Here is a 20,251-nt window from a genome sequence, read left to right on the forward strand (position 1 = left end):
CGCACAAATGCCGATGCTACAAAGTGGCAGATCAGCTGTTGGGCATCTTGAGAACGACGTTTTTACCGCGTTTCACATAGGTTAGCGCATTGTCTGTAATCGCTGAAACCTTCCCGCCGTCCAGTCGATCACCGACTTGCAGGCGCAGGATGCGGCCTGACGACAGGCGCACCAAAGCGCGCCGATTTGACCGAGAGCCGAACACGCCGATCAGGTTCACTTGGCGCAGGCGCAGCTCGTTTTCATCCGTGGCGCGGTCAGCAATCGAGGCCGAGGTTGGTATGCCCGGTTTCGACGATGGCGCAGGAGAGGACGCCTGCGGAGTCGTTGCGGCCCGAACTGCGTCGTTGATGCTTGCTGACTGGTTGCGGGGACGGGCTGTCGGCCGGATTGGCGGATTGCTGGCGATGATCACGGTCGGTCGAGGTACAGACAGTGCCGCGGGGCGTTCGATGGGGCGAAAGCCGGGTGATTCCTCTGTCGCGATCACGACCCGAAGCTCGGGGCGCGGCAGTATAGTCTCTGGGCGCGTGGCAGGGCGATACGAGGCCAAATCATCCGTGGTCGCCTCTGGGACGGGCCGGATCGCTGGAGCGTCTTCTGGGGCGCCTTCAATGACTGCAATATCGAAATCTTCGGTCGGCTCGACCGGGGTTTCGGTCGTTTCTTCCGACGGATCTCCAGATGTGGGATCGGCTGTCGCAGTTTCAGTGGAAGAGGACAGCGGCTCTTCTTCCTCCAGACCGGTAAGCTCCTCTGGCGCGGGCTCGACTTGCTCCGAAGCTACAGGATCTAAAGTGGCAAGCTCGGTATCGGCCGCGTCGGTTTCCGCTTCGACCGCGTCTGAAGGTACTGATTCCTCAGCAATTGGGGCCTCGACGGTTTGCTCTGGCTCTGCGGAATCCGAAGCGGTTTCCAGTTGGGGCGCTTCTATCTCAATTGGAGTGGTGGCGGCCTCGGCTACATCTGTCGGTGCTTCCTCAGTCGAGGGCGCTACCTCAGCGCTTTCAACGACTTCTGGCTCGGCGGGTTGTTCTACATCCGCAGGCTCAGTTGGGGCTTCGGCCACTTCTTCGGCTGGCGGAGTGGGGACAGGCGGTGTCGTGTTCAACACGCTTGGCAAAGCGTGGGCCTCTGCGGGTTCGGGCAGGGCCGGGGTGGCGCGCAGCACCGGTGTCTCTATCTGTGGGCCCGCGTCAAAGAGCGTTTCGGAAGGCTCTGATTGGGGGGGCAGGGGAAGCTCTGCAATTTCAGCCTGCGTCGAGGGGACCGGAAGGTCGGGTGCCTCTACGGGTGTCGTCTCTTCCGCTTCGACCGGTTCTGGCGCGGTGACCGCTGGCTCGATCTCGGCAAGTTCGACCGGGGCTTTTGGCCGGTCGCTATAAGACAGATATGCCCAGAATCCGATGGACAGAACCAAAAGCGCGGCACATGCCATCAGAATCTGGCGTAGGTCATGCTTTACGGGTTTGGCGGGCGCATGCTGCTCAGGCGTATCGTCTTCAGCGGCAGCGGGCAGAGCCACGGCCTCTTCTGGCTCTTCGATCTCTGGTGTGTCGAGTTTGTCCGGCAGCGCGGTGGCTGTCACTGGCTCTTCCGACACCGGATCGTTTGCGGGCTCATCGTCTGAACCCTCTTCGTCAACGACTTCAGGCGTATCTGAAGCCGGGGCTACTTCGACCGGGACGACGGCTTCGGGTTCCTCGACGACCTCAGGTTCTCCTTGCTCGGCGTCTGTGGCACCCTCTTCAGACGTCTCCAGCTCCGCTTCATCGGGGTCGGTTGAAGGCTTAAGATCGTCAGGCACCTCAGTGGCCGAGGCTTCAGGCTTTTCCACGGTCTCTGGCTCTTCTTCCACAACCGGATCAACGGGAACGGGGTCTGATTCCAAGGGCTGATCAGTTTCGGCTGCGGGTTCGGGCACGGGGTTGGAAAGCGCGAACTGCGTCGGGCCGTACCAGGGTTCGCGCGGGAACCGGGTCTCGGGCGGGGTCGAGGTAAAGCCAACCGGGTTCAAGTCGAAAGCGGTCGCAAATTCTTCCGCTTCGGTCAGTGTATCTTGCGCGACGGCAGCCACCTGAACTGTGAACTCGTCCTCACGCTCCCAATCGAACAGCAGATCATTCACGTCATAGGGCGTCAGCCCGTCCAGCCGCTCTCGGATATCGCTCTGCAGGTCCTGCCCATCGGGCATGGTCAGGCGGGTGTAAAGAATCTGGTCGTCTGGCAGGACAAGCACCGATTCCCATCCTTCGGGCGCGTCCTTATCTGCGGCGGCGCGAAGCGCCTCCATCTGCTCGGGCAACTGTTCCGGATCAAGTTGGAAGCGGTGCAAAACCTCTTCCTCTGATCCGCTGCGCGCCAGGGCGATCCCATCGGGAGAAAGAAGGATATTGAACCGCGTCTTCATAAGGCCCCATCATATCAGCCACAGCCGCAGGTACGAGAGCCCGACTGCATGTCACAGCAGTTTTTTGCCCATAGCGGTGTGATTTGCCAAGGAATTCCTTGGCAGCTGCGTCAAAGCGTAAGAGCCTTAGGTCAGTGACAGGAGTTTCCGATGACCAAATTGAAGATTTTCGCCTTTCTATTGATGGGCTTGGCCACACCCTTGGCCGCGCAGGAAGGGGCGGCAACGCTAACAGTTCAGGGCCGCGGAGAGATCGCCGCGCCGCCAGACATGGCCACGATCACGGTCGGGGCCGAGGCACGGTCCAAGACAGCAGCGCAGGCTTTGGATGAAATGACCAAGGCCACCAATGATGTGCTGGGTGTTCTGCGCAGCTCGGGAATTGCTCCGCAGGATATGCAGACCAGCGGCTTGTCCTTGGGCGAGGTCTGGGACCATCAGATTCGTAACGAGGACGGCCAGCCGCGTTTGGTGGGGTATAGCGCGTCGAACCGGATCAGCATTCGGGTCAAGGAGATCGACCAGCTAGGGCAGGTCTTGGATGCCGTGGTGCGTGTCGGAGCAACGACATTCCATGGTCTGTCTTTTGGCCTACAAGAGCCAGAGCCGTTGTTTGATCTTGCGCGGGTGGATGCGGTCGCAGATGCGCGCCGGAAAGCAGAGCTGTATGCGCAGGCTGCCGGTGTCCAGCTTGGCCCGATCGTCTCGATCACCGAGCCCGGGTTCTCTGCGCCGGTCGTTGCTCAGATGAGAATGGCAGATGCCGTGATGGAAGCCGTGCCAATCGCTGCCGGAGAGGTCTCAACCGCTGCGCAGGTCACGATTGTCTATTCGCTGGTGCAACCCAACGAATAAGGCCACCCGCGGGGCGGATGGCCTTTGAGTTAGAAGAACCGGAAAGATCAGGCGGTGGCAGCGGCCAGTGCCTGATCCAGATCGGCGATCAGGTCGTTCGCATCTTCGATCCCGATGGACAGGCGCACAACGTTGGGCGAGGCGCCCGCCGCTTCTTGTTGTTCCGGTGTCAACTGACGGTGCGTGGTCGAGGCCGAATGGATGATCAGCGATCGCGCATCTCCAAGGTTGGCCACGTGGCTGAACAGGTTGACGTTATCCACCAGCTTCACACAGGAATCATAGCCGCCTTTCAGCGCTACGGTGAACAGCGCCCCCGCACCTTTCGGGCAGTACTGCGCCATCCGCCCGTGATAGGGGGAAGAGGGCAGTCCGGCGTAGGTCACGTAGTCGACCCGGTCGTCGTTCTCTAGCCACTCGGCAACTTTTACCGCGTTCTCGACGTGGCGCGCCATGCGCAGGCTTAGGGTCTCGATGCCCATCAGCGTGTAATGGGCGCCCTGCGGGTTCATCGTCATGCCAAGGTCCCGAAGGCCCACGGCGATCGAATGGAAGGTAAAGGCCATCGGGCCAAGTGCCTCGTGGAAGGTCAGGCCGTGATAGGCCGGTTCCGGCGCGCTGAGCGACGGGAACTTGTCGCTTGCCGACCAATCGAACTTGCCCGAATCCACAACGCAGCCACCAGTGACCGTACCGTTGCCTGTCAGATACTTGGTGGTCGAATGAACAACCAAGGTCGCCCCATGCTCGATCGGGCGGCAGAGGTAAGGCGACGCCGATGTGTTGTCGACGATCAGCGGAACACCCGCCGCATCCGAGATATCGGCAATGGCCCGCATGTCGGTGATATAGCCGCCCGGGTTGGCGATGGATTCACAGAAGACCGCGCGGGTGTCATCGTCGATCGCCGCTTTCACAGCGTCCAGATCGTCGAAGTCCACGAACTTGGCCGACCAGCCAAAGCGTTTGATGGTCTGGCTGAACTGGGTGACCGTGCCGCCATACAAACGGGTCGAGGCGATGATATTCTTGCCCGGACCCATCAGCGGGAACAGCGCCATAATTTGCGCCGCGTGGCCCGAAGAACAGCAAATGCCGCCTGCGCCACCTTCCAATGCGGTGATCCGGTCGGCCAGTGCCGCAACTGTCGGGTTGGTCAGGCGGGAATAGATAAAGCCCACTTCCTGAAGGTTAAACAAAGCGGCCGCGTGATCGGCGTCACGAAAGACGAAGGCCGTGCTTTGATAGATCGGCGTCTGACGCGCGCCGGTGGCTGGATCGGGCGAGGCGCCCGCGTGAATTTGCAAAGTGTCAAAACCCAATGCCGGTGTATCAGACATATTGTCCTCCCTTGATGTCAGGTGAAACGGTAAGTCAATCCGGCCATTGCGACAATCCATCAGAGAGTCGGGGGGCAAAGAAACTCTGCAACTGTATGATTCTGTTGGCTAGTTTCTCACCCGTTCTGTTCCAATCGATTCCTAACCGAGTCGATAACTGGACTATACGAATGACACAATTTTGCCCTCAATTGTTGCGGGAGGCTTTGAAAATGGCCCAAAATCGAGGGTTGGTCGACGGGATTGAACCCGAAATGGATATAGTTTTGCCACAGTCTGAAAGTAGCTTTTGACCAACGATCCCCGGATTTGTCGGGCGTTTGCCGTATGCCAAGTGTCCGGAAAAGAGGGTTCGATAAATAAAGGTATTAGGGGAAACCCGTGTGAATGAACGGTCGGCCGGGTGGTGGTTCGATCTATTAAGAGTAAGAGTGCAGACCGAAGTTTTACGGTCCAGGCCTAACGCCGAATTAAACGGTTCAGGGTCGGACAAATAAGCAGCGAAAGCTTCGGTGTTGGAGATGCGAGATGGATAGCGTGGAAGCACAGTTAGATCCAATGGATGAACTTCCAGGCAGCGAGGATGCCTTGGCGCCGGGAACGAAACTCCTGGGCGGTGTTTATACTATCGACCGATTTCTAAAAAGCGGCGGCTTCGGCATCACCTATATCGCCCATGACTCTTTGGGCCGTCACGTCGTGATCAAGGAATGTTTCCCGGGTGCTATCTGTGCGCGTCATAATCATTCTGTAGTCGTACGTTCGCGCCACTCGCTTGGGGAACTGGCTAAGGTGGTCAACTGCTTCAAGCTGGAAGTGCGCGCGCTGTCGCGCATTGCCCATAAGAATATCGTTAAGGTGCATGACGTCTTTGACGAGAATGACACTGCCTACATGGCGATGGATCTGATCAGTGGTCCCGACCTTCTGGATGTGATCGACGACAGGGTTGAGGTTCTGACCCCCGAGCGTGTCATGGATATGCTTGAACAGCTGCTCGGCGCTTTGACCCACATTCACGGCATGGGCATGCTGCACCGTGACATCTCGCCGGATAATATTCTGCTGGATGATCAGGGTGATCCGGTGCTGATCGACTTTGGCGCTGCCCGAGAGGAAAGCGCGCGAAAAAGCCGTGCCTTGTCGGGTCTGCAAATCGTCAAGGACGGGTATTCGCCGCAAGAGCTGTATATCAAGGGTGCTGAGAACGCGCCCACCATCGATATCTATGCGCTAGGGGCCACGTTCTATCACGTGATCACTGGCGACGTGCCGCCTGATGGCAACTCGCGCCTTCTGAAGATCGCCGAGGGCCAGGCCGACCCCTACGAATCTTTGATTGGTCGCGCGCCGGGATATCCGGATGAGTTTCTGCGCGCTGTTGATAAAGCGCTGCGCGTACTGCCCCGAGATCGTTTCCAATCTGCCGAAGAGTGGCGCCTTTTCCTTGATGGGAAGATCAGTAACCAAGGTGCAGAAGCAGCGATTTCGACGCTTATGACTTGGCTGGACGAAAACCCGAACACGCGGGTGAAGACCGAACCGCTGCCCAAACGAGAGATTTCAAAGCGGCCCGAGTTTGAGAAACCAAAAAAGATCACGCGCCAAAGCTATGATGAGAGCCTTCTGGTCGATGAAGAGACTGAGAGACGGATCACATCAAAAACGCTTCGCATCATCCGGTCAGTGATCTCCAGACCTCTAGGTTTGGAAGAAACGAGGGAATCGGATTGGCTGGAAGACACCGTGGTAGAGGATGGGCCGCAGGGTCTTTCGGTCGAGTATCGCATTCGCCGGGCTGCGTTCTGGGTGATCGGCCTAAGTCTGGCCGTCGGTGCTTTTCACTGGCCTTTCTAAGAGCCAAGAAGCTTGCGATGACATTTTCAAAGAAGGCCCGGGTTGATCTGGGCCTTTTTCTTTTGGGGTGGGGCGTAAATTATAGAGAAAAGAAATCTGGGCTCGGGGCATCCCGGTAGCGTGCAAAAGAAAACTTGCAGCAGCGCACTGCGCTGAAGCTTCGTTTGTTGCTATCAAGTAGAAATAAAATGGTGGGCGACCCTGGAATCGAACCAGGCGTGGGTCGCCCCGAGGGAGTTACAGTCCCCTGCCACACCTTGCGGCCTGTCGCCCACCGTGAGGCGCTGAAAGGACAAATCCCAATTCTCTAAGCTTCCGAGAAGGCTTACTCTCAGCTACTACGATTACGGTTGGTAGTGTAAGGATGAATCCCCTGTCAACCCTTACAGCGTTCCACTTAGGATTTTGGATTCTTTGAATTCACTGGCCGAAGCTGCGTTCCTTTGCAATGTTGGCGTGACGATCCAACTGAGAGGTTCAAATGCGAAAGCTGACCAAATTGGCCGCACTAATTGTCTGCTCATTTGTGCAGTCACAATTAGTAGGAGCCGCCGAGTTTTTTTACTTAGGTGAAAGCAAAACGCTCTTAGTTATGGGCGAAACTGTGCCAGAAGATGTTGGTGAATTTCGGCACTTCGTTTCGGAAAAGAATGTAGAGACCGTTATTTTGCGTGGCCCCGGAGGGGCATTGCTAGCAGCATTTGCGATAGCCAACGAAATTCAGGCTAAGGGTCTTAGAACAGTTGTCCCTGAGAAGGGTGAGTGCGCAAGTGCTTGTTCCCTAATGTTCATTGCTGGAAAAGACAGGAAACTCGAGGAAGGATCACGGCTCGGTTTTCATCTGCCGTTCTTAGCTTTGGAACCTGAATCTGTGAAGAGCTATTGCCAGACCGTCGCGCCCAAACCAACGGGTAGACGAAATTTCGAATACCTTCTGAATGAACAATCGGACCCTAAGTGCCTGACGGAAACATATCGGATGGGCTTTTTGCATCTTTCGCTTTTCTCGAAGGTAATCCGTGAAAGTGATATTTCAAACGAGGTCATCGACATAATGATAGAGACGCCGCCCGAAAGCATGTCTTGGTTTGATGCGGATGAAGCCAAGGGCCTGAATCTCGTCAACTAGATTTGGGAGGAGCTCTCCTCTTACTCTTCCCCGGAGTACGAACCTCGGGGAGGATGTTGGTGGTCAGACTTTCACCGGGTAGTCCATAGCGTCGAACTTCCAAGCCTCGGTCTGTGCTTCCACATCGGGATCTACAGGCACAACCTTGTGCGATCTCACCAAATTCATGGCGGTCGCCAAGTCTGTAGACGTTGCAGACCCATCCTTGATCTTCTCGACAAGACGACGAACAAGAAGACCGTTCAGTTCTTCGAGTTCAACCGTAGTGGCATTGAGAGTGTCAGTCATGCTCAGGCCTCGTAGGGGCTAACGATCTGATCAAATCGACGTTGAAGATCGACCTTATTGAGTTTGCCTAAAGCGGCCCCAGCCCATAGCTGGCGAACCTGCTTCTGTTCGGCCAAGGTGCCGTTCTCGTAAAGATCGACGAGGAAGGCGACACGATCACTTCCGAGACCGTCGCCAGTTTCAAGAGCCGACAAGACATTCTGACCACCGATATCGACCAAATCGTTATACTGCTCGATGACGTGTTTCTCATTCATCCCGAGTTTCTCAGCGGCGAACGCCATGTTCTCTTCGCTGATATCATCCAGTTCAACTACGTCATTTGTGAAGGACTCTAGGACGCTCTCTGACTGCCCGTCAGTTGCCAAGTCGATCTGGGCGCTAAGTAGCGCGGGGCCTTCTAAAGGGCCTTCTACAGGCACCTCCGCGGCCTCAGCGTTGGGCTGGAAGGATACCTGCAGTGGGACGAAATCATTCTGTTGGGCGCTGGTCGAACCGCCTTGGACCATCCCGAGCGACTGGGCGATTTCGTACTGTATTTCCATTCCGTCGATCATGATCAGATCAGTAGGTCGATATCCCCCAGTCACATGCTGTCGGGAACCATCACGACGAACCACGTTTGGGTTGTTGTTGGCTACACCGTCCTCAATGAACGTGGATGCCGTATTGAAGTGTCCCTTGGCACGAGCCTCAGCGGTAAGGTCACGGGCGGTTGCTCGAAGTTCATTGGTTTCGCTTAGGTTGGATTTTGGGGCGACGACATTGCCGCTTGCGTCGATAGCTTGTGTACTCTTCATGTTTACTTTCTTTGATTTCTAGTTGCCTGAGCCATCGGCTTTAGGAGCCGCTAGTGCACTCAGGGCATCGCTGGCGTTTGCCAGAAGTGTGTGGTTGGAAACCCATTTGGTTCCCATTGCATGTTCGACAGCAGACCGTACCTCAGCACCGATAGCGCGGTTGATACCTGCCCTCGAATTGTGGCTGAGACGGACCTTCTTGGTCACCGTATCGGTGATAGGTCGTGCTGCGTTCTCACTCTCAATTGATGAGATGATGTAAGGACGCTCCCATCCGATGATCTGTTGTTCTGTGGTGGTCTTCGAGAAACCCGAATTGGCCGAGACGAACTTCCCCGTGTGGGTGTTGACGAAGTAGGTCAGTTCCTTGGCTCGGTTGGGTTTGCCGGGGGGCTGTTGGAACCTGAGACCGGCCCAAAGACGCACAGCCATGTATCGGAGCATTGCTGCTCCCAATGGCTTGCCTTGTCTGTGATGGTACCAAGACAACAAGACATACGCCTTGGACTTGGCCGTGTACCCCATCGCCCCTTCGAGCATGAAGAAGGGAACAGCGAACTTGGGGTGCTTCCTGAGTTGGATTAGGGCGGTTCCCCATGATTTCTTGAAGGCGTTCCTTTCAAAGGAAGACAACAAATAGTCATTATCCATCCAATCCCTGATCACGTTTTCCAAGGCCCTAAGTTCAGCCCCAGTAGGACTTGCTAGGGTAGGGTGGCCGTGTCGTCGGTATCGGTCCCGATGGTAGAGACAATAAATTGAGAGGTCGTTTCGGTGTCGATCACACCCCGGACAAGAGCAAGGAAGTTCGCGGTTCCGCTTGGCTCTTTGCTTAATCCGGTTTGTGTCGTCGGTTTTGGACCTCTTAGTTCTCTCAAGGAGACCCTCAGTCATCCACGGCCTTAACGAAGATGGAAGCGATGATAGGACGACCGAGTTGGGAGACACCATGCTGATCACTGCAGATAGTGACACCGACTGACGCTAAGGCTCGACGACCTAGGCAGTTGTCTGGGTAGATGTAATCTTTAGCGGCCCTTCGCCAGAACTGAGAGTCTAGCTTGAGGTCCTCCATGATTTGTTTGGGGTGATAGGGTCCTGCTTGAGCAAAAGCGAAGTAGTCCATGAGTATTGGGACTATGGATGCGTAATTGTTGATGGTATCCATTCTGTTTCTGGTTTGTCGTTTCTGGTTTGCCATAGGCGAAACCTAGGTTTGCGCTGTCGCGCATTTGATTATTGATCATTTTTGAAAATGACTGATGGGTAGGAGCAGGACACATTTGGTTCTTCTCCTATTAAGGGTGTCGACGCTTTTGAGTTGCTTGAAATCGACCCTAGGAACCTTAGGCTGCTAGGGGTATCTGATCTTCTCTCTTAATAAGGGTGTCGACGCTTTTTGCTTTTGGGGTGCTATTTTCATAGCCCCAATCGCTTGGAGGGCGATCCGGCAAATTCATTGTTTGCCCGGCCTCCGTTGCCTTTGCTGTAGCGACTTCGACAATCTTATTGATTTCATCGAAAACCGTCTCAGTACACTTCTCAGTGATGATCCCGAGATCAGGCTGAGGTCTTAGTTTGTAAGGATATTCATTCCCCAAACCATACCATGGGTGAACTTTGCGGTTCTCCTTAATTAGGGTGTCGACGCCTTGCGTTTGGCTAGTACGGAAGCCATTGGAGCGGTGGCCTCTGGGTTCAGGATCATCGACACCTCCGTCCGAAAAGACCTCGCCAGTTGGTGGCTCAGGCGCATCCCCACGTACAACAGCCAAGAGCTGGTTCGCCCAAGGTGACCAAATGCAATAGCGATTAGCCGCTTGCGATATCGTGCAGTACGACAATGGTTGTCGCCTGTGGAACAGATGCTTGTCTTCTGGGTTCGGTAATAGAAGCTGAGGTGTAAGAAGGATATCTCGGACGAGTGGGGAGTGACCGTCTCTCGCTAATCGAATGATGGTTTCGATATATCCAAGCCGTTCGAATGGTGGGAGGGAATAGAGCCGCTCTGCCATACGTAAGGCGAGATCGAATTTCTCAGCTTGTTCCCGAGCCTTGGTCAGACTGTTTGCAGCATTGGCCGGGGTATTGATTCGCTCACGTTTTTTCGAGGCGTTCTTTCGGCACTTGGGTGAGCAATAAGTTTTGTTGCTTCGGTATTTGAACAGGGTGCCGCAGTTGGGGCAGACAGATTGCTTTGGGGCTGTCTTGGGTTTCTCGCGTGAAACCTCATCGACAACAGAGGGACCTGATAGGTCCGTTTTGAAAACGTCCACTACAGTCCGATTAATCAGAAAGCGTAGACAACGAGTTCGGCGTTTCTGCCGTTCGCCAGACCAAGAGATTGGACGCGGCGTTCGACTTGTCGGCTAGATCGCGCTTCCATCTGGACAAGGCGCTTCATTGTGATGTTACCCGTGGCTGGGTCTTTGGTCTTCAAGCTGGCTTCGTAGATTTTCATTCAGGGCCTCCAAAGGGGTGGTGTTGAAACGGAGAATGGAACAAAAAAGGCGACCCCAGATTGAATCTGAGGCCGCTTCAAGTTCCCGCTAACCGGTCTCAGCGACCGTAAGAAGCCCACTGGTGGGGGGCTTGTTGCGAGCGTCGATGGTTTGGGTGGACTACCTCCGTCTCCAAAATGGGAGAGCGCAAAGGCAAGGGCTGGGTTAAATCCAGTCTGATCTCAGGGTAACCAAGGGTCGAACCCGTACAGAAAACTTACACTGTTGATTGTAAGTTATTGAAATTTATAGGGTTGGTGTGATTGTCGAGGATCGTAGTAGGGAAAGTTTGTTCACGTAGTATGTGCCGTATGGCACGTTTATTATTTGACGCAGCGAGGCAATGCGATCTCAAACCGTACTATGTGCTATATGACACTTTTATTATTCGGTTGCGCTAGCTGGGTCGATGTGGAGGTGCAGTGTACTCCGTATGAGCACTATATCCTGACCACTCCCAACCTAGGGCTTCACCGCCAGTTTTAGCCGGGTTCACCTAGGGGGTACGGGGGGAAGGTGGGCGAGTAGTCCTCGTAAGTACACAGACAAATTTTTTGAGTTTTGATCTCCCTTGGGTTGTCAATCCACGGCTGATGGGTATCAGTTGATATCTAAAACGTTTCAAAGTGGCGGAGTTCGAATGCAGAAAACCTATACAACTGACCAACTGTTTATCAAACACGATGACCTTATTGATCTGCGTGGCGATGGGAGGCTAAATCTTGGAATTAACAATGATGTAGCCATGAAACTTCATGCATCTGGATTAGGGCCGAAGAAAGGAACGTCTGATATTGCGGCGGCATTCTTTGGCTGGGTAGCTGTTGGTGCGTTTCTGGTATCAATCTACTTTAGTTTCACGGATAAGTGGTGGTGGTTCATTCCCGGTTTCATCGGGATGCGAGTTGTTTGGAGCGCAGTTAAAAGCGCAACGCCAAGCAATTATTTGGACGCAGCAATGTACGACGCAGACTTTTATGAACGCTGTCGGCAAGCGGGTCTTTGGTTCTATCAGATGGACGAAGATGTTGCGGAAAACTATTCTGTCCGGGGTTGATAGCTTTACCCAAAAGATAGCCGGAAAACGGAGAAGGTGAGCATGAAGTACGTTTCCCCCTCAGTCAAAGAGACGGCATTCAACTGTCCATATTGCGGCGCACTTGCGAAGCAATTCTGGTACTGTCTTTTGGCCCAGCCCATCCGTGAAGATCATCCACTACCGCACATCTATACTCTCAAAGAAAATGAAAACTGGAATGCAGATCAAATTGGCGACCCAGAGGTTAAAAAATCTGTGCAGGAGTGGATCGAAAAAATGGCGGACGGACTTCCATTCTTCGAGAAACTGAATGAAAGCCGCTCTTCGCGAATTTATTTGAATAACGTCAATATTTCTAAGTGCTACAACTGTAGCCAATTGTCTTTGTGGCTGCACGACAGGTTGGTGTTCCCGGAAATGGGAGAAGCGCCTCCGGCAAATCCTGATATGCCCAAGTGTGTCCTTCGGGACTACAACGAGGCGAGTAGAATACTGAACCTGTCTCCGCGTGGCGCAGCAGCATTGATCCGTCTCGCGATTGATAAGCTATGCGGCGAGTTGGCTAATCCGAAAAAACCTATCAATGAGAACATTAAGACACTTGTTGCCAACGGCTTGGATAGCCGAGTTCAAAAGGCATTGGATGCGGTCAGGGTCATTGGAAACAACGCAGTACATCCGGGACAAATCAATCTCGATGATGATAGAACGACAGCAGAGAGCCTATTCAGGTTACTCAATGTGATTGTCGAGAAGATGATCTCAGAGCCCAAGCACATAGACGAAGTGTACGCGATGCTTCCTGAGGGTGCGCTCAACGCTATTGAGAAAAGGGACAAGAAGCCGGAGGACAGTTAGTTCAAGTGCTTGGACAGTTCGAACTGAGATCGACTTAGTTGGGGGGGGTTCGCCCCGACGCTCTCGGTGTAGTTCCTGTTGCTTCGCCGCAAGGGTGCGGTGGTGTTACGAATACTGATCATCGTGTCTTTTCTCCTGTAGCGATGATGGTGGATTACTGGTTGTAGGTACTGGGGAAGGAGACGCTCAGGCTCCCCCCGAGTTCTTGGTAGAGGGCCTCAAAGGTGGACCTTACGATCTCGCTGAGGTCGCCTCGTTTGGCGTAGACAGACATGCCAATGTCGTCGCTGTTGGAATGGCCTACGGCTAGGTTTCGGGCTTCCTTGGCGACACCTGCGTTCACCAGAGCCGAAACCGCAGAACGACGGAATGAGTGCATGTCCCATTGGTTGTTGTCTGGGAGCGTCTTACGTGCGCTCTCAAGAGCCTTACCTAGGTAGTGGACAAGGGTTCGGTCATAGCCGCCACGCTTTAGGCGAGGGAAGAGGATGCCAACATTGTCGGGGCATGAAGGTTCGGTGATCCTTGCGCGTCTTACAGCGGCTCTCAGCAACTCACAGTCGCTATCTCCGCCAACAACAACCAAACGGTTTCCAGCTTCGGTCTTGGCTTCGCGTATCGCCAAGCGGATGTGGTCGTCTCGGTCGTCAATGTCATGAAGGTGCAGTCCTGCGATTTCCCCAAGTCTGCATCCGGTTACCCAAAGCAACCTCACTGTGACGAACATTTCGAACTGGTATTTGAGGCGGGTGTTGCCAGCGATGTATTCGAGAAGTGCTTCCGCTTCATCTCGGGTGACAGGTCTCAGGTTCTTCTGTCGAGGGTCCACCTTCTTCCGTTGCCCGGCCAATCGGCGCATTAGGGAAGAGAAGGGGTTCTTCATGTCCTGATCGACAAGCCCCCAATGCTCCAAGACACGCCAATACGAGGCGAGACAGATTTGGTGGGTGGACAAGCTACGGTGTGACAGGGGCTTGCCTGTCCGTTCTGAGGGAGTGGTCTTTAGGTGGTCGATGTACTGCAACGCCATCGCCCGGTTGATCTTGGTGACCTCAATGTTGCCCGAGAACTCTTCGAACCTCTCAAGGATACGCTGGTACCGATGACGGGTCGCATTCTTGATTCCATCGCTCTCAGACAGCCAGCGCTGGGTTGTCTCTCGGACAGTGGTGCCTACCTGTTGGCTCTTGGACGGTGTTGGGCGTTCTTCGTATTCCTCAAAGAGGCTGGCTTTGATTTCTGAAAGCACCGCAGCGCGGTTCGCCAAGGCTTCCGCTAGGTCGGATGTTCCGAGTGACCGGATGATTTCTTTCTTGCCAACAACAGGTTGGATTTCGGTGGGTACGGAATACCGCAACGAGTAAACGCTTCCGCGCTTAAAGATGCCCTTGGGAAGTGTACGGGTCATCGCTCAATCTCCCTTACATTGGAGAGAGCAACCCCTTGAAACTTAAGAAAATGGTGGGCGACCCTGGAATCGAACCAGGCGTGGGTCGCCCCGAGGGAGTTACAGTCCCCTGCCACACCTTGCGGCCTGTCGCCCACCGTGAGGCGCTGAATATCCAGAGCGGACATTCGCGTCAACCGGAAAATACCTTGCACAAGACATTCTCTCGGGCCATGGTCCGCGCTCAATCATCAAGGGGCCGAAAGCCATGAAAAAACCCACCTGGGTCATCGAAAAAGAGCGCGCGAAAAGAGCGGCCGCTGCGGAAACCGTGTGGTTGTTCGGCTTGCATGCTGTGCGCGATGCGTTGATGAACCCGAACCGGGAAAAGCTGCGGCTTGTGCTGACCAAGAATGCCTCGGATAAGCTGGCCGAGGCTGTAGCTGCATCGGGGATCGAGCCAGAGATTACCGATCCGCGGAAGTTTTCTGTCCCGATCGACAAGGGGTCCGTGCATCAGGGCGCAGCGCTAGAGGTTAAACCGCTGAACTGGGGTAGCCTGCGCGACGTCTGCGAACCGGGGCAGGGTGCACCCCGTCTGGTTTTGCTGGATCGCGTAACCGACCCGCATAACGTTGGGGCCATCCTGCGTTCGGCCGAAGTCTTTGGCGCCAAGGCCGTGATCGCCCCCCATCGCCATTCCGCACCGGAAACCGGGGCGCTGGCCAAAACCGCTTCGGGCGCGCTTGAACGCCAGCCATATTTGCGGATCAAGAACCTTGGCGATGCGATGCTTGAGCTACGCAAGATGGGATACACCATTCTTGGCCTAGCTGGCGAAGCCACCACCGAGATTGAAACCGCCGTAGCCGAGGCCTCTGACCGCCCGCTGGCGCTGGTTCTTGGGGCAGAGGGCCCCGGTTTGCGCGAACGAACCCGGGATTTGTGCGATGATTTGGTCAAAATCCCGTTTGCACAGGATTTTGGGTCACTGAACGTCTCCAACGCGGCGGCAGTCGCCCTATATGCTTCTCAGGCCCCCAAGGACTGAGGAGCTTATGGCTACAAAAATCGCCACCTGCTGTTACTGCGGTACTCGTGCTGCGCTGAAACTTGTTGGACATGTCCAGCACGAGCTGGCCTGCTCTGCCTGTGGTGCGCCGCTGCACGAGATCAAGCAGATGCCGTTGGAGCGGCCGGTAAAGGTGAAGCCGCAACACTCTTATCCGGCGGCATCTGTAGCCCGCTGTAAGAAGTCAGAGAAGAAGCGCCGCAAGAAAAAGTGCAAAAGCTTCTTTGAAAGGGACTTCTTTGACTTTGATACGCTAGAGGATCTTGTGGATGCGGTGGTCGATATCATCGATTAGCCCCGCGTTCACATTAACTTGAGCGTCCATGGTATTTTTCAAAATCGTACCTAGATGGAGAGGGTAGAAGCGGAGCACTGGAACTGCCTGCTTCATTTACTGTCCCTCGTTCCGACACCTCGCCCGGGCTTCTAGTCCGGGCGTTCTTTTTGTGCCATGACGGTCGGCGGAGCGCGCACTCCATAAAGGAATCGATCTTGATGACCACCTATAGTGACGAGTACCTGAAAGGGATTTTGACCCAGACCAAGGTCATTGCCCTTGTTGGCGCGTCTAAGAACGAAGAACGGCCAAGCAATCGTGTCGGTAAGTACCTTAAATCTCAGGGATACAAAGTGATTCCCGTCAATCCGGGGCTGGCGGGCCAGACCCTGTTTGGAGAGACGGTGTATGCCTCATTGGCCGATATTCCCGCCGAGATGAACGTTGATATGATTGACGTGTTCCGCCGGGCCGAGCAGGTCTGTCCGGTGTTGATGGAGGGGATTGCCCACCTGCCCACAGTCAAAACCATCTGGATGCAGTTGAACGTCATCAATCACAACGCCGAGGCCGAGGCGACCAAACGCGGTTTGAATGTCGTAATGGACCGTTGCCCGAAGATCGAGCATTCGCGTCTGATCACGGACGCGGCTGCCTGATCAGTCCTTGCGCGAGGCTTTCTCGGTAATGCCAGAGGTTCCCTCGCGCCGTTCCAACTCTGCCAGAACATCGTCCAGTGACACGTCACGCGTGGCAAGCATCACCAGCAGGTGATACAGTACGTCGGCGGCTTCGCTGGTCAGCTTGTCGCGATCGTTTTTAACGGCCTCGATAATGGCCTCGACCGCTTCTTCTCCGAATTTCTCGGCGCATTTCTCGGGGCCTTTGGCAAACAGCTTGGCGGTCCAGGAGCTTTCCGGGTCCGCGCCCTTGCGGGACGCGATGGTGGCGGCAAGACGGTCTAGGGCGTTCATGACAACCTCATCGGAATGCCGGCGTCGGCCATGTACTGCTTGGCCTCGCCGATTGTGTAATCGCCGAAGTGGAAGATAGAGGCCGCCAGCACGGCGCTGGCCCCGCCTTTGGTGACACCTTCCACAAGGTGATCCAAGTTGCCCACGCCGCCCGAAGCGATCACGGGCACGTCGACGGCATCAGAGATTGCCTTGGTCAGCGGCAGGTTGAAGCCCGCGCGTGTCCCGTCGCGGTCCATGCTGGTCAGCAGGATTTCCCCGGCACCTTTTTCGGTGACGAGTTTCGCGAATTCCACCGCGTCGATGCCCGTGGGTTTGCGCCCGCCATGGGTAAAGATCTCCCACCGGCCGGGTTCAACGGTCTTTGCGTCGATGGCGCAGACGATGCACTGGCTGCCGAACTGGTCGGCGGCCTCGGCGATCACGTCTGGCCGCGCCACAGCGGCAGAGTTGAAGCTGACCTTGTCGGCACCCGCCAGCAGCAGGGCGCGCACGTCTTCCACGGTGCGCACACCGCCGCCGACAGTCAGCGGGATATAGCACTGTTCCGCGGTCCGCTGGACCAGATCGAACATCGTTCCCCGGTTTTCATGGGTCGCGTGAATGTCCAGAAAGCACAGTTCGTCCGCGCCAGCGGCGTCATAGGCCTTGGCGGCCTCGACCGGATCGCCTGCGTCACGCAGGCCCACGAAGTTCACGCCTTTGACCACGCGGCCGTCGGCCACGTCGAGGCAGGGGATGATGCGAGTTTTCAACATGGGTGTCTGTTACCCTTGTTGAGGGGCAGGGGGCAAGGGGACTCTGCCCCCGTCGCAATTCAGCAAGTCCCGCAAGCTATTTTGATAAAAGGAAGATCAGGCCTTCAGCAGGTCCAGCGCCTCTTTCAAATCAATTGCACCATCATACAGCGCCCGGCCAGAGATCGCGCCGTTCAAGGGTGCGCCGCAGGACTTCAGGTTGCGCAGGTCGTCCAGCGAAGACACGCCGCCAGAGGCGATCACAGGGATCGACACGGCGTTGGCAAGGTCTGCCGTCGCCTCAACATTCGGGCCCTGCATCGCGCCATCGCGGTTGATGTCGGTATAGATGATAGCGGCGACGCCTGCGTCCTCGAACGACTTGGCAAGGTCGGTGACCATAACGTCGGTTTCCTCGGCCCAGCCTTTGGTGGCGACTTTGCCGTTGCGGGCGTCGATGCCCACGGCGACATGACCGGGGAAAGCTTTGGCCGCTTCGCGCACCAGATCGGGGTTTTCGACTGCCACGGTGCCAAGGATGACGCGTTGAAGGCCCTTGTCCAGCCAGCGCTCGATCGTGGCCATGTCGCGGATGCCGCCGCCAAGCTGGGCGGGGACCTTGGTGCGTTTCAGGATTTCCTCGACCGGGGCTGCATTAACGGGCTCACCCGCGAAAGCACCGTTCAGATCCACAAGGTGAAGCCATTCGCAGCCTGCGTTCACAAACTCCATCGCTTGGGCGGCGGGGTCTTCGTTGAACACGGTGGTCTGGTCCATGTCGCCCTTGTACAGGCGCACGGCGTTGCCGTCTTTCAGGTCGATGGCGGGATAGAGGATCATTGGGCTCTCCAAACTGGTCTTGGGCGGTGTTTTGCACCTATGGGCGCAGAATGCAACGGGACGTTCCGACCCAACGTCACAGTTGCCAGTTGACCGAAACGTAAGGCAGAGTTTTCGCGACTAGGGAGGAATCTATGAAGAAACTAGCAATCATCGCAGCAATTCTGGCCGCTGGGCCCGCATTTGCCGACCCGGTTCACGGTGTTTGGAAGACCCAAGTGGACGACGGCAACTACGCCCACATCACCATTGGCAACTGTGGCGAAGAAATCTGTGGCGTCATCAGCCGGACTTTCAACTCTGATGGCGAATGGAAAAGCGACAATATCGGCAAGCCGCTTGTCTGGGGCATGAATGCCAACGGCAGCAACTACAAGGGCGGCACCATCTGGCAGCCTTCGACCGGTAAGAAGTATCGTTCGAAAATGGCGCTGAACGGGGACGTTCTGAAAGTGTCGGGTTGCGTTGGTCCGATCTGCAAAAAGCAGACCTGGACCCGCGTAAAGTAAGACGGGCAGAGCGCCCGTCTTTGGAATTAGACGGCGCCGGCGTATTCACCGCGCGCCGTCTTACTTTTTAGGGGTCATGATCGTGGCCACGCCACGTTCCGCAAAATCCTCAACACCGTTTCCGGCGGCACTATGGCGAAACACCGTTGAAGGTGCGCGTAGGGGCCTAGCGCATTGTCGCGAGGGGCCAGAAACCCTGCAGACTTGCCCGAAACACCCTGTATCGCTCAGAATGGGGCATGGCGCTGCAATCAAAGACATTGGCCTTAGCCACTTTGCTGACATTGGTCTGTCACCAAGCCGTCTCTGCCGCGACGGTCTGCATTTATGACAGTACTTTGGGCCGGACGACCTATTCGGTCGACGGCGACAAAGGGGCGTACACATGGGAAGATCACGGGATCGCGCGTACTTGGGCGCTTAACTGCACCACGCAGCCAGATGACACCAGCGTCTGTCACAGATGGGTGGAACATGCGGAGCGTGGCCGCAGCGTGATGATATTTCAAATGCTGCCAGAGGGTGTCCTGATAGAGGCCTCATCCTGGGCGTTGCTGGATCACAGCACCGTCACGCTTACGCCCGGGTTTACCTGCTCGGCCGAAGGCAAATAGCCTTCTGGCGCCCCAAATAGATCAGGGAGCCCAGTTCAGGAAATTTCCAATGATGCGCAGGCCGTTGTCTTGGCTCTTTTCCGGGTGGAACTGAGTGCCAACGATATTGTCGCGACCAACGATGGCCGTGATCTTTCCGGCATAGTCGCAGTGGGCGATCAGATGCGCAGGGTCGGCCACTTTGAAGTGGTAGCTGTGCACGAAATAGGCGTGGTCGCCCGTTTCGATCCCTTCCAGCACAGCATGCGGATTGTCGATCACCAGATCGTTCCAGCCCATGTGCGGCACCTTTAGCGATGCATCAGAGGGCGCGATCTTTTCGACCTGACCGCCGATCCAATCAAAGCCGGGGGTTTCTTCATATTCCAGCCCGCGCGTGGCCAGCATCTGCATGCCGATGCAAATGCCCATGAAAGGTTTACCGCCGGTTATGACAGCGTCCTCGATGGCCTCGAACAGCCCGCGGTGGTCAAACAGCTCTTTCCGGCAAGCGGGGAAGGCGCCGTCTCCCGGCAGCACAACACGATCCGCGCGGCGTACCGCGTCAGGGTCCGAGGTCACGATGACCTCGCCCGCGCCGGTTTCCCGCGCCATGCGTTGAAAGGCCTTCTCGGCCGAGTGCAGGTTGCCGGATTCGTAATCGACGATGGCTGTAACCATGGCGCAGTCTCCTTTGCTGTGCTTCAGGTCGCGCGAATTGTCGGCGGGGTCAACCCCGATCCTATGGTTGTCGCGTCGCTGAGGCGTATGCCGAACCTGCGAAG

22 protein-coding genes and 2 tRNA genes are annotated in these 20,251 nt (G+C 55.8%); 10 read left to right on the forward strand and 14 right to left on the reverse strand.

The features are described from left to right. Positions 1-31: 31 nt before the first annotated feature. A complete protein-coding gene (locus CLM58_RS10345) occupies positions 32-2,410 on the reverse strand; it encodes a ribonuclease E domain-containing protein (protein WP_095595856.1) in 2,379 nt (792 codons plus the stop codon). A gap of 150 nt (positions 2,411-2,560) precedes the next feature. On the opposite strand from CLM58_RS10345, the gene CLM58_RS10350 reads away from it, so the two are divergent. Then, positions 2,561-3,265 carry an SIMPL domain-containing protein gene (locus CLM58_RS10350; RefSeq protein ID WP_095595857.1) on the forward strand — a complete coding sequence of 235 codons (705 nt, stop codon included), beginning with the start codon at positions 2,561-2,563 and terminating at the stop codon, positions 3,263-3,265. A gap of 47 nt (positions 3,266-3,312) precedes the next feature. On the opposite strand, the gene CLM58_RS10355 is transcribed toward CLM58_RS10350, so the two are convergent. Next, positions 3,313-4,605: an O-acetylhomoserine aminocarboxypropyltransferase/cysteine synthase family protein gene (locus CLM58_RS10355; RefSeq protein WP_095595858.1), complete on the reverse strand. Its 1,293-nt coding sequence runs from the start codon at positions 4,603-4,605 to the stop codon at positions 3,313-3,315. Between the two features lie 558 nt (positions 4,606-5,163). Between CLM58_RS10355 and CLM58_RS10360 the strand changes: the two genes are divergently transcribed. Then, the gene (locus tag CLM58_RS10360) at positions 5,164-6,462 is read left to right on the forward strand and encodes a serine/threonine protein kinase (RefSeq protein ID WP_158221893.1); all 1,299 of its coding nucleotides are present in this window, start codon (positions 5,164-5,166) and stop codon (positions 6,460-6,462) included. 189 nt (positions 6,463-6,651) lie between these two features. Here CLM58_RS10360 and CLM58_RS17145 read toward each other — a convergent pair. Continuing rightward, a tRNA-Tyr gene (locus CLM58_RS17145) sits at positions 6,652-6,735 on the reverse strand. A gap of 208 nt (positions 6,736-6,943) precedes the next feature. On the opposite strand from CLM58_RS17145, the gene CLM58_RS10365 reads away from it, so the two are divergent. Next, positions 6,944-7,591 carry a COG3904 family protein gene (locus tag CLM58_RS10365; protein WP_095595860.1) on the forward strand — a complete coding sequence of 216 codons (648 nt, stop codon included), beginning with the start codon at positions 6,944-6,946 and terminating at the stop codon, positions 7,589-7,591. A 63-nt stretch (positions 7,592-7,654) separates the two neighbouring features. Here CLM58_RS10365 and CLM58_RS10370 read toward each other — a convergent pair whose 3' ends face one another. The 5 genes from CLM58_RS10370 to CLM58_RS17150 form a co-directional block, all read right to left on the reverse strand. Beyond that, positions 7,655-7,879: a hypothetical protein gene (locus CLM58_RS10370; protein ID WP_095595861.1), complete on the reverse strand. Its 225-nt coding sequence runs from the start codon at positions 7,877-7,879 to the stop codon at positions 7,655-7,657. Positions 7,880-7,881: 2 nt separating this feature from the next. Next, on the reverse strand, positions 7,882-8,679 hold the full coding sequence (locus tag CLM58_RS10375; protein WP_095595862.1) for a hypothetical protein: 798 nt from the start codon (positions 8,677-8,679) through the stop codon (positions 7,882-7,884). An 18-nt stretch (positions 8,680-8,697) separates the two neighbouring features. Continuing rightward, on the reverse strand, positions 8,698-9,330 hold the full coding sequence (locus CLM58_RS10380; RefSeq protein WP_095595863.1) for a hypothetical protein: 633 nt from the start codon (positions 9,328-9,330) through the stop codon (positions 8,698-8,700). Positions 9,331-10,025: 695 nt separating this feature from the next. Then, positions 10,026-10,955 carry a recombination protein NinG gene (locus CLM58_RS10390; protein ID WP_143226556.1) on the reverse strand — a complete coding sequence of 310 codons (930 nt, stop codon included), beginning with the start codon at positions 10,953-10,955 and terminating at the stop codon, positions 10,026-10,028. 14 nt (positions 10,956-10,969) lie between these two features. Then, entirely contained in the window at positions 10,970-11,140 is a 171-nt protein-coding gene (locus CLM58_RS17150; protein WP_158221894.1) for a hypothetical protein, read from the reverse strand. Positions 11,141-11,820: 680 nt separating this feature from the next. On the opposite strand from CLM58_RS17150, the gene CLM58_RS10395 reads away from it, so the two are divergent. Both CLM58_RS10395 and CLM58_RS17255 read left to right on the forward strand, forming a co-directional pair. After that, positions 11,821-12,237: a hypothetical protein gene (locus CLM58_RS10395; RefSeq protein WP_095595866.1), complete on the forward strand. Its 417-nt coding sequence runs from the start codon at positions 11,821-11,823 to the stop codon at positions 12,235-12,237. A gap of 42 nt (positions 12,238-12,279) precedes the next feature. Next, positions 12,280-13,077 carry a DUF4145 domain-containing protein gene (locus tag CLM58_RS17255; RefSeq protein ID WP_198950963.1) on the forward strand — a complete coding sequence of 266 codons (798 nt, stop codon included), beginning with the start codon at positions 12,280-12,282 and terminating at the stop codon, positions 13,075-13,077. 154 nt (positions 13,078-13,231) lie between these two features. On the opposite strand, the gene CLM58_RS10405 is transcribed toward CLM58_RS17255, so the two are convergent. Both CLM58_RS10405 and CLM58_RS17155 read right to left on the reverse strand, forming a co-directional pair. Further along, a complete protein-coding gene (locus CLM58_RS10405) occupies positions 13,232-14,485 on the reverse strand; it encodes a DUF6538 domain-containing protein (RefSeq protein WP_095595867.1) in 1,254 nt (417 codons plus the stop codon). Positions 14,486-14,536: 51 nt separating this feature from the next. Beyond that, positions 14,537-14,620 (reverse strand) — tRNA-Tyr (locus tag CLM58_RS17155). Positions 14,621-14,732: 112 nt separating this feature from the next. On the opposite strand from CLM58_RS17155, the gene rlmB reads away from it, so the two are divergent. From rlmB to CLM58_RS10420, 3 genes are all read left to right on the forward strand, one after another. Then, on the forward strand, positions 14,733-15,515 hold the full coding sequence (rlmB, locus tag CLM58_RS10410; protein WP_095595868.1) for a 23S rRNA (guanosine(2251)-2'-O)-methyltransferase RlmB: 783 nt from the start codon (positions 14,733-14,735) through the stop codon (positions 15,513-15,515). A gap of 7 nt (positions 15,516-15,522) precedes the next feature. Then, the gene (locus tag CLM58_RS10415; protein WP_095595869.1) at positions 15,523-15,831 is read left to right on the forward strand and encodes a hypothetical protein; all 309 of its coding nucleotides are present in this window, start codon (positions 15,523-15,525) and stop codon (positions 15,829-15,831) included. A gap of 200 nt (positions 15,832-16,031) precedes the next feature. After that, a complete protein-coding gene (locus tag CLM58_RS10420) occupies positions 16,032-16,472 on the forward strand; it encodes a CoA-binding protein (protein WP_095595870.1) in 441 nt (146 codons plus the stop codon). Here CLM58_RS10420 and CLM58_RS10425 read toward each other — a convergent pair whose 3' ends face one another. The 3 genes from CLM58_RS10425 to hisA form a co-directional block, all read right to left on the reverse strand. Beyond that, positions 16,473-16,787, reverse strand: a complete 315-nt coding sequence (locus CLM58_RS10425) for a phosphoribosyl-ATP diphosphatase (RefSeq protein ID WP_095595871.1) — start codon at positions 16,785-16,787, stop codon at positions 16,473-16,475. It lies immediately after the preceding gene. Further along, the gene (gene hisF / locus CLM58_RS10430) at positions 16,784-17,545 is read right to left on the reverse strand and encodes an imidazole glycerol phosphate synthase subunit HisF (RefSeq protein ID WP_095595872.1); all 762 of its coding nucleotides are present in this window, start codon (positions 17,543-17,545) and stop codon (positions 16,784-16,786) included. Before hisF ends, CLM58_RS10425 begins: the two co-directional genes overlap by 4 nt. A gap of 96 nt (positions 17,546-17,641) precedes the next feature. After that, the gene (gene hisA, locus CLM58_RS10435; protein WP_095595873.1) at positions 17,642-18,364 is read right to left on the reverse strand and encodes a 1-(5-phosphoribosyl)-5-[(5-phosphoribosylamino)methylideneamino]imidazole-4-carboxamide isomerase; all 723 of its coding nucleotides are present in this window, start codon (positions 18,362-18,364) and stop codon (positions 17,642-17,644) included. 134 nt (positions 18,365-18,498) lie between these two features. Between hisA and CLM58_RS10440 the strand changes: the two genes are divergently transcribed. Then, a complete protein-coding gene (locus tag CLM58_RS10440) occupies positions 18,499-18,873 on the forward strand; it encodes a DUF2147 domain-containing protein (RefSeq protein ID WP_095595874.1) in 375 nt (124 codons plus the stop codon). 239 nt (positions 18,874-19,112) lie between these two features. Continuing rightward, on the forward strand, positions 19,113-19,487 hold the full coding sequence (locus tag CLM58_RS10445) for a hypothetical protein (protein ID WP_095595875.1): 375 nt from the start codon (positions 19,113-19,115) through the stop codon (positions 19,485-19,487). A gap of 21 nt (positions 19,488-19,508) precedes the next feature. Here CLM58_RS10445 and hisH read toward each other — a convergent pair whose 3' ends face one another. Beyond that, a complete protein-coding gene (gene hisH / locus CLM58_RS10450) occupies positions 19,509-20,147 on the reverse strand; it encodes an imidazole glycerol phosphate synthase subunit HisH (protein ID WP_095595876.1) in 639 nt (212 codons plus the stop codon). Positions 20,148-20,251: the final 104 nt, after the last annotated feature.

Origin of the sequence: Actibacterium pelagium (assembly GCF_002285415.1) — a bacterium.
In the GTDB taxonomy this organism is placed as follows: Bacteria; Pseudomonadota; Alphaproteobacteria; order Rhodobacterales; family Rhodobacteraceae; genus Actibacterium_B; species Actibacterium_B pelagium.